This is a genomic window from Mesorhizobium sp. M4A.F.Ca.ET.050.02.1.1, from assembly GCF_003997725.1.
GTDB lineage: Bacteria > Pseudomonadota > Alphaproteobacteria > Rhizobiales > Rhizobiaceae > Mesorhizobium.
Window position 1 is genome coordinate 1 of the sequence record NZ_RZSG01000237.1, and the last position, 7885, is coordinate 7885.

The window sequence follows — 7885 nt, forward strand, 5'->3', positions numbered from 1 at the left end:
ACATGCGCTCATGCTAATACTTGGGCAATAGCGACCTAGGGCCTAGGACCAACGTGTACGGCCTCCGGTTCCCAGCAACGTTTTACAATCATTCCCCAGCCGAAGCCCTCACGCTGTCCGCGCGTCGAGGCGCAGTGCCGAGAGGAACAGCAACAGCAGCGCCAGCGCGTTGAGGCAGGCCGCGGCCGCATGCGAATATTCCCATTGCCGCCTGAGCATTTCCCAATTGTCGGGCAGCATGGACCAATTGCGGGTCGCCCGGTTTACCGGAAAGGTGAAGCTCCAGAACACGAATTGCGTGGCGCCGATGGCGATGAAGGCGAGCGCCACAAGGCCGAAGGCACCGCCTGAGCGATAGAGCACGACCGCCAGTGCCGCGCTCGACAGCAAGGCGCCCAGCACGACGATACCGAACAGGCTCCAGCCGTCATAGGCGCGCTGCGCGGCGAGATAGCTGGTGCCGTCGAGCTTCAGTTTGCTGTACATCGAAAAGAAATGCGCCCCCGCCGGCACGAAGGCCAGCGCCGCGAAGATGAAGCTCACCACTCTAAGGCCATAGATCGCCATGCAGTCCTCCTTCCAGGAGAAGCTAGGGCAGGGGGCAGGCATGGGAAGGAGAGATCGAATGCCGGCGAAGGGCAACGGTTCTTCGCCTGCGATCTGATCCCGCGGCTCGGCGCCTCAGAATCCAAAGAACTGCCGGCCGATGAGATAGCCGAGCGCCGCGACGACCAGCGGAAACAGCGCCGGCGCCACCTTGCCGACCAGCGAAGGCCTGACCTCCTGGATCGGAGAGTCGGGGGTGGCGTTGTTGAGGTTCTTGGTCATCATATTAGCGTCAGCTCAACAAGTTAATTTTTGGCAAACGCCGCTACGGAAGGCCAGGCTCACTCCACCTTCTGCCGGAACTTCGAGTGGCAGCTCGAACAGTCCTGCAGGATGAGATGCAGGAGATGCTCCGCCGGCAGTGTGGCCGGATCAGGCTGCACGGCATTCGGCCGCTTGCCGAGCAGGCTGCCGCCATCCATCGGCAGCATCGCGCCCATGCGCATGCCCTCGGTGATCTCAGCCGGCGCCCTTTCGGCCTTGGCGGCGAGTGCCGAGGCGAGCCCGCCGATATGGCGGGCGAGCGCCTCGAATTCCGGCCGCGCCTGGTCGATCGCCGCCTTGGCGCCGGAAGGCGCGCCGAGCGTGCCCGCCGGGAATTCGCCGATCAGGGCAGAACCGGTGCGGGCGCGCAGCGCCTCGGCCGCCGCCTTGAAGCCGGCTGGGTCATACGCGCGCTTGCCGTCGAACATCTCGGCTACGGTCTTCGCCGCCGCCGCCATCGCCTTCATCGAGGCCTGGCGGGCCGCAACAACCGCGTCGCCCGAGGCCACGGCCAGCGGCGAGGACATAACGAGCGAGCCGGTAAGCGCCAGCATCGCCACCCGGGATGCGATGCCCGCCGTCATGCCGTGACGTCGAGCACGCCCATCATGCCGAGCTGCTCATGCTCGAGGATGTGGCAGTGGTACATGCGCCGGCCGGGCCGCTCCTGGCGCAACAGCAGCCGCAGCGTCTCGCCGCGCGCCACGTTGACAGTGTCCTTCCAGGCAAGGAAGGGCGGCTTGGAGACCTTGCCGTCGCGCTCGTGCTCGATCACCTGGAATTGCGTGCCGTGGACATGGAAGGGATGATCCATGTCGGCCCGATTGACGATCTCCCAGAGCTCGGTCTCGCCGGCCTTGCCGACGATGTCGACGCGTCCCATGTCGAAGGCCTTGCCGTTGATCAGGAAGCCCATCTCCATGCCGGTGACGTTCATCGCCATGGTCTCGGTGAGGACGAGGCGCCGGGAGAGCGCGGGGGCGGCAAGCGGCGCGATTGGGCGCAGCCGCGCCGGTATCGGCGGCATCGCTTCTCCCGTTTCTTCGGAGACGTCAACGGTCAGCAGCGTCAGCCCCGCATCGGCCGGGCGGCCGGTGCCCATCCAGCCGCGATCGTAGTCGAGCGTGTACAGAGTGATGGGTCCGGGGTTGTCAAAGGCGACTACCAGCTCGATGCGCTCGCCCGGGCTGAGCAGGATCTCGTCGGCCGCCACTGGCGCCGCCAGCGGCCCGCCATCCGTCCCGATGATCGTCATCGGAGCGCCGTCGAAGGCGAGCTTCAGGAAGCGCGCATTGGTGGCGTTGTAGAGGCGCAGGCGCCGTTTCGCACCCTTCGCCACGGCAAGTCTGGGGTTCTTCTGGCCGTTGACCAGCACATGGTCGCCGACGCGGCCGTTCATCAGATCGCTCATCGAATTGGCGGGCATCGAGCCGTCGGCGGCGAGCCTGAGGTCGGTGAACACCAGCACCGTGTCGCCATATTCGGCCGGAACAGGATCGGCCTTGGCCTTAACGACGAAGGCGCCGGCCAGGCCGCGATAGACCTGCTCGGCCGTCCTGCCGTGCGGATGCGGGTGGTACCAGTAGGTGCCGGCCGAGCCTTCCGGCAGATCGAAGGCATAGACGCGCTCGGTGCCCGCCGCCACCGGATCCATCGGATTGCCATCCTGGTCGGCCGGCACCGGCATGCCGTGCCAGTGGATGGTGCTTGCCTCGCCATCGATGCGGTTGGCGAAGGTGATCTCGACACGGTCGCCCTCGAAGGCCTCGATCAGCGGCCCGGGGCTCGTGCCGTTATAGGCGAGGATCGGCGTGTCTTGCCCTTCGGCGAAACGCGCCGTGGCAGGCGATGCTGTCAGCCGCGCCTTGAAAAGGCCGGGCCGGCCGGCCTCGTTGGCCAGCAGCGGCAGCTCACGCAACGGCTGGCCTTCGGGCAGGGTGACTGCGCCTTGCGCCATCGTGCCCATGTCGTGTCCGGTATGGCCGCCCATGTCCATGCCCGGCATGGAGTCCATGTTCGGCATGTCGTCCATCTTCATCTGCGCCAGCGCCCGTGGGCTCGCCAGAACCGTCGCCAGGCCTGCCGCCAGAAAACTGCGTCGATGCATGTTTTGCTCCTGGATAGTGAGGAAGTCCGCCGCCGGATTCCGTCACGCTAAGGGTTCCAGTTGCTGGAAGGTCAAGCGGGATCGAACTGGCTACTGGACTGCAGTCGGATCGCAATGGCCGCGGCCGCGTTCATGTGCAGGGAATACAACCAGCCGTTTCATGGGACGAGGCCGCAATCATGCTCATCCAGCCGATCGACTATTTCCTCATTGCCTGGTTCGCGATTGCGGCGGCCTCGACCCTCTATGTCGGCATCGACCAGTACCGCAACAACCCCGAACCGGTGGTGATGAAATGGGGTTTTATCCTGGTGACGCTCTATATGGGTCCGCTGGGACTGCTGCTCTATGTATTGGCCGACAAGGAGCCGCGCCCCGGCGAGCATGAGGCCTTCACCAGCCCGCTCTGGAAACAGGGCGTCGGCTCGACCATCCATTGCGTCGCTGGCGATGCCACCGGCATCATCCTCGCCGCCGTCATCACCGCCACGCTCGGCCTGCCGATGTGGCTCGACCTCATCGTCGAATATCTGGCCGGCTTTGCCTTCGGTCTGTTCATCTTCCAGTCGTTGTTCATGAAATCGATGATGGGCGGCACTTACTGGGAGAATGTGCGCAAGAGTTTCCTGCCCGAGTTCATCTCCATGAATTTCATGATGGCCGGCATGGCGCCGGTCATGAGCTTCCTGATGATGGGCCGCGACATGCGGGCCATGGAGCCGACGGAACTCTTATTCTGGGGCGTGATGTCGATCGGTGTCATCGCCGGTTTTACCCTCGCCTATCCCGCCAATGTGTGGCTGGTTGCACGAAAATTGAAGCACGGGCTGATGACGCAGCGCCCGCCACCCGCCGAGAGGGGCAGTCGGGAACAGCCTGCAAAGAGACAACACGCCCACATGCAGATGCAGCAGGCCGACGCCACTGACCGTCACGGAAGGGGCCACGACATGGCCTCCCGCAAAGGCAAGGACGGCCACCATATGGAGACGGACGCCACAACGGCACAGGTGATTGCGCTCGGGGCGGTTTCCCTGGTCGCGCTCGCAATTGGCATGGCGGCGCCGGCGAACTGGCTGAACCTCGCGCTGTCGGCCCGCGACGTTGGCGGGGTGATCATGCCCCAGGGCATGATCATGGATCGCGATACGCCGGCTGACGCCATGCGCGATATGGCAGCCACCAACCCGCGCCTCGTGAGCGCTACCTATGATTTGACGAAAAAAGGCGATCAGGAATTGCCTTTTCGAGTGGAGAACGACGTCAAGGTGTTCGAACTCCGCCCTTCGGTGATCCGCTGGCAGATCCTGCCGAACGTGGCGGTGGATGCCTATGCATATAATGGCCAGATTCCCGGCCCGCGCATTCACATTCGGCAGGGCGACAAGGTGCGGATCAACGTGACCAACGATCTGCCCGAGGAAACGACGATTCACTGGCACGGCATGATCCTGCCGAACCAGATGGATGGGCCCGCGGAGATCACACAAGCGCCGATCGAACCTGGACGGACCTATTCCTACGAGTTCACTGCAACGCAGCACGGAACCTATTTCTACCATCCGCACGCCAAGCCCGACCGGACCCAGGCGCTCGGTCTCTACGGGGCGCTGATCATAGATCCCGCCAATCCTGCCGACGAGGTCGTGGCCGATCATGATTATGTCATCGAGCTGCAGGAATGGCTGGTGCGCGAGGGTCTGACCTATCCGTCGATGCCGATGGACGGCGGCATGCCGAATTTCTTCACTATCAACGGCAGGGCTTATCCTTCAACTGACACTATCAAGATGGAGGTCGGCGAGACGCTTAAGGTGCGCTTCATTGGCACGAACAATGGCTTCATCCACCCGATGCACATCCATGGCGGACCGTTCGAGGTCGTTGCCCGCGACGGCGAGACGATCCCACCCTCGGCGCGCTTCCTTGCCGATACGATCAATGTCGGCCCGGGGCAGCGGTATGACGCCGTCTGGAAGGCGCAGCGCCCCGGCAAGTGGCTCATCCACTGCCACATCCCGCACCACACGACGAACAACAATGTCGAGGAGAAAGGCGGCGGCGGGCTGATGGTCGTCATCGATGTCACGTGATCGCGGCGATCGGCTTCCTCAATCCGGCCATTGCGCCTGGGAGCTTGGAACCCTTGCCGCTCCGGTCGGGTTTATAAGCGAGGCGAACCGCCATGGAAGACAAACAGCCTGCCGAAAACCACCCGGGAAGGATCCTCGCCACCGTGCTGGCGATCTGCCTCATCATCATCGCCTTGTTCTTTATCGGCTTCAGGTATTCGGAGCGCGATCAGGGAGCCTTGATCGTGCCCGGAGCGGTGCAAGGCAGCAAGTGATCGGCCCGAAGCTTTGCCTGACGGACCGAAGATTCCCGCCGGCTCCATGCGCTCGTGGCCGGCGTGCCCTTCGCGCGCGAAAGACACCGTAACACTTTGATTTTGCGTATGATCCTTCCAGAATCTTTTGGACCGCCAGGAAGAAACTGGTTTTCCGAAACGTTTATCGAATAGGCAACGCTCAACGCTTGGCGCCTGTCAGTAGCAAAAACCCCTCCGGCGCATCGCGCCCGAGCCCAGGGAGACAGAAACGTGTCCGCCAGTGCCTATATCAACCGGATCGCGACGGCGGTTCCGCAGCACGACGTCCACCAGTTCTACCTGCGCTACGCAGCCTCGATGCTGGCCCCCGATCGCAGGAGAATATTCGAACGCATGGCCGGCCTCGCCGGCATCGAGCACCGCTTTTCCTGCTTCGCGCCCGCCCTCGAACCCGAAGGGCCGTCGGCCGACTTCGCCGGGACCTTCAGGCGTGGCGCTTTTCCCGGAACGGCCGTCAGAATGGCGATGTTCAGCGAAGCCGCCCCGGTCCTGGCGCAAAGCGGCGTCGACGGGCTGCATCTTGGCGACGAGGCGTCGCGCATCACCCACCTCATCGTTACCACCTGCACCGGTTTCTCCGCGCCCGGTATCGACCTCGATCTGGTTCAGCGCTGCGGCCTGCCGGATGGCATCGAGCGCACGATAATCGGGTTCATGGGCTGCTATGCGGCGGTCAGCGGCCTCAAGCTTGCCCGCCACATCGTCCGCTCCAACCCGCGAGCCAGGATCCTGCTGGTCAATATCGAAATATGCACCTTGCACATCAGGGAGACCGACGAGCTGGAAAAGCTGCTCTCTTTCTGCCTTTGGGGCGATGGCTGCGCGGCGACGCTCGTGACCGCCGAGCCGCCCGGCATCGAGCTCGACTCCTTCTGTTGCGCCGTCGCCGACGAGCAGCGGGACCTGATGACCTGGGATATCCGCGACCACGGCTTCGACATGTTTCTTTCCGGCAAGGTCCCGGGGGCGGTCCAGGAAGTGTTGCGAAGCAGCCAGGACGCCATCCTTGGTGGCCGGCCGCCGGAGGCGATCGACCTCTGGGCCGTGCATCCCGGCGGGCGCAGCATTCTCGACGCCGTCGAAAGGGCGCTCGCTCTCGAACCGGCCGCGCTCGAGCCGTCGCGCGAGGTGCTGCGCCGCTACGGCAACATGTCGTCTGCGACGGTCATGTTCGTGATGGAGGAGATGCTGAAGAGGCCCGGCGGACTGCTGGGCTGCGGCATGTCTTTCGGACCCGGCCTGACGGCCGAGACCATGCTGTTCAGGACCGTCTCATGACCGCGCTCGCGCAGCGCAGCCTCGTCCCGGAAATCCTGGATGGGCTCGCCGCCGACGATGCGCGGGCGCTGCGCTCGCGCCGCGATCTCGCCCGCATCAACGCGCTGATGTTCCAGGCGCCGATCATGGCCATGCTGCTGCGGAAATTCTTGCCGAAGCCGCCCGAGCGCATTCTGGAGATCGGCGCGGGCGACGGCACTTTCATGCTCAAGGTGGCCCGCCGCTTGGCCACCGATTGGCCCGGGGTGGAACTGACGATGCTCGATCGCGTCGGTCTCGTCACGCCAGCGCTCGCCGCCGATTTCGCCAGGCTGGGATGGAAGCTCGAAACCGTCACTGCCGACGTCGTCGACTGGGCGCAGAAGACGGACGGCAGGCCCTTCGACGCGATCACGGTCAACCTGTTCTTGCATCATTTCGACGACGCCGGACTGCTGCGCCTGTTTTTGCTTTTGCGGCGCAAGGCTCCGCTCATCCTGGCGACAGAACCGCTGCGGGCGAATTGGGCGCTGGCCGCGGCGCGGCTTCTATGGGCGATCGGCGCCAATGATGTCACCAGGCATGACGCCCCTCAGAGTGTGCGCGCCGGCTTCCGCGGCCGCGAGCTTTCCAGCCTCTGGAGCGCTGCTGGCGGCAGACCGCTCGAGGAACGGCGCGCCGGAGCCTTCTCGCATGTCTTCGTCGGCGCGAGCTCGATGCCGGCCGTGGACGCGCCATGAGGCGGCCGTCCACCCACGACGCGATCGTTATCGGCGCCGGCCCCGCGGGAACGTCGATTGCGCTGGCGCTTGCCCGGTGCGGGTGGGGCGTGGCGATCGTGGAAAAGAACATGTTTCCGCGCCGCAAGGTGTGCGGCGAATACATCTCGGCAAGCAATCTCACGCTTCTCGACCGGCTCGGGATCGGCGATGCATGGCGCGCCGAAGCCGGTCCCGAAATCCGCCGCGTCGGGCTCTTTTCCGGCGACGCCTGCATCGAGGCCGAGATGCCGGGCGCAAGGCTCGGGCCGGCGGCAAGAGCCGGCTTCGGCCGCGCGCTGGGCCGCGACGTTCTGGATATCCTGCTCCTCGATGCGGCCCGATCGGCCGGGGCGCAAGTCTTCCAGCCCTGCCGCGCCGTCGCCGTCGAGCGCGAAGGCGACTGCCAAGCGGTGCGGATTGAAGCAAGGGACTGCCGCGATGAGGCGACGATCCTGCGGGCGCCGGTGGTCGTCGCCGCGCACGGCTCGTGGGAGCCTGGAC

General features: G+C 64.8%; 9 protein-coding genes. 5 read left to right on the forward strand and 4 right to left on the reverse strand.

The genetic code is table 11. The features are described from left to right. Positions 1-108: 108 nt before the first annotated feature. The 4 genes from EOA33_RS17030 to EOA33_RS17040 all read right to left on the reverse strand — a co-directional run bounded on the left by EOA33_RS17030 (position 109) and on the right by EOA33_RS17040 (position 2977). Complete coding sequence (locus tag EOA33_RS17030; RefSeq protein WP_126055466.1) at positions 109-567, reverse strand: hypothetical protein; 459 nt, start codon at positions 565-567, stop codon at positions 109-111. A gap of 114 nt (positions 568-681) precedes the next feature. Continuing rightward, complete coding sequence (locus EOA33_RS39095) at positions 682-831, reverse strand: hypothetical protein (RefSeq protein ID WP_190233872.1); 150 nt, start codon at positions 829-831, stop codon at positions 682-684. A gap of 56 nt (positions 832-887) precedes the next feature. Continuing rightward, positions 888-1454 carry a cytochrome c gene (locus EOA33_RS17035; RefSeq protein ID WP_127406120.1) on the reverse strand — a complete coding sequence of 189 codons (567 nt, stop codon included), beginning with the start codon at positions 1452-1454 and terminating at the stop codon, positions 888-890. Next, positions 1451-2977 carry a multicopper oxidase family protein gene (locus EOA33_RS17040; RefSeq protein ID WP_127406121.1) on the reverse strand — a complete coding sequence of 509 codons (1527 nt, stop codon included), beginning with the start codon at positions 2975-2977 and terminating at the stop codon, positions 1451-1453. Before EOA33_RS17040 ends, EOA33_RS17035 begins: the two co-directional genes overlap by 4 nt. A 179-nt stretch (positions 2978-3156) precedes the next feature. Here EOA33_RS17040 and EOA33_RS17045 point away from each other — a divergent pair, with 179 nt between their 5' ends. The 5 genes from EOA33_RS17045 to EOA33_RS17060 form a co-directional block, all read left to right on the forward strand. Then, on the forward strand, positions 3157-5070 hold the full coding sequence (locus tag EOA33_RS17045) for a DUF4396 domain-containing protein (RefSeq protein ID WP_127406122.1): 1914 nt from the start codon (positions 3157-3159) through the stop codon (positions 5068-5070). A gap of 92 nt (positions 5071-5162) precedes the next feature. Next, positions 5163-5324: a hypothetical protein gene (locus EOA33_RS39100; protein WP_189347868.1), complete on the forward strand. Its 162-nt coding sequence runs from the start codon at positions 5163-5165 to the stop codon at positions 5322-5324. Positions 5325-5576: 252 nt separating this feature from the next. Then, a complete protein-coding gene (locus EOA33_RS17050; RefSeq protein WP_127406123.1) occupies positions 5577-6644 on the forward strand; it encodes a type III polyketide synthase in 1068 nt (355 codons plus the stop codon). Next, positions 6641-7363, forward strand: a complete 723-nt coding sequence (locus EOA33_RS17055) for a class I SAM-dependent methyltransferase (RefSeq protein WP_126055462.1) — start codon at positions 6641-6643, stop codon at positions 7361-7363. The genes EOA33_RS17050 and EOA33_RS17055 overlap by 4 nt, the downstream gene beginning before the upstream one ends. Further along, positions 7360-7885 (forward strand): FAD-dependent monooxygenase (locus EOA33_RS17060; protein WP_127406124.1); only part of this gene is annotated, 526 nt, incomplete at its 3' end. The genes EOA33_RS17055 and EOA33_RS17060, both read left to right, overlap by 4 nt.

Bases quoted from the DNA above. Each gene is read 5' to 3' on its own strand.
- EOA33_RS17040 (WP_127406121.1), bottom strand. From the start codon at position 2,977: ATGCATCGACGCAGTTTTCTGGCGGCAGGCCTGGCGACGGTTCTGGCG.
- EOA33_RS39095 (WP_190233872.1), bottom strand. From the start codon at position 831: ATGATGACCAAGAACCTCAACAACGCCACCCCCGACTCTCCGATCCAG.
- EOA33_RS17045 (WP_127406122.1), top strand. From the start codon at position 3,157: ATGCTCATCCAGCCGATCGACTATTTCCTCATTGCCTGGTTCGCGATT.
- EOA33_RS39100 (WP_189347868.1), top strand. From the start codon at position 5,163: ATGGAAGACAAACAGCCTGCCGAAAACCACCCGGGAAGGATCCTCGCC.
- EOA33_RS17055 (WP_126055462.1), top strand. From the start codon at position 6,641: ATGACCGCGCTCGCGCAGCGCAGCCTCGTCCCGGAAATCCTGGATGGG.
- EOA33_RS17035 (WP_127406120.1), bottom strand. From the start codon at position 1,454: ATGACGGCGGGCATCGCATCCCGGGTGGCGATGCTGGCGCTTACCGGC.
- EOA33_RS17030 (WP_126055466.1), bottom strand. From the start codon at position 567: ATGGCGATCTATGGCCTTAGAGTGGTGAGCTTCATCTTCGCGGCGCTG.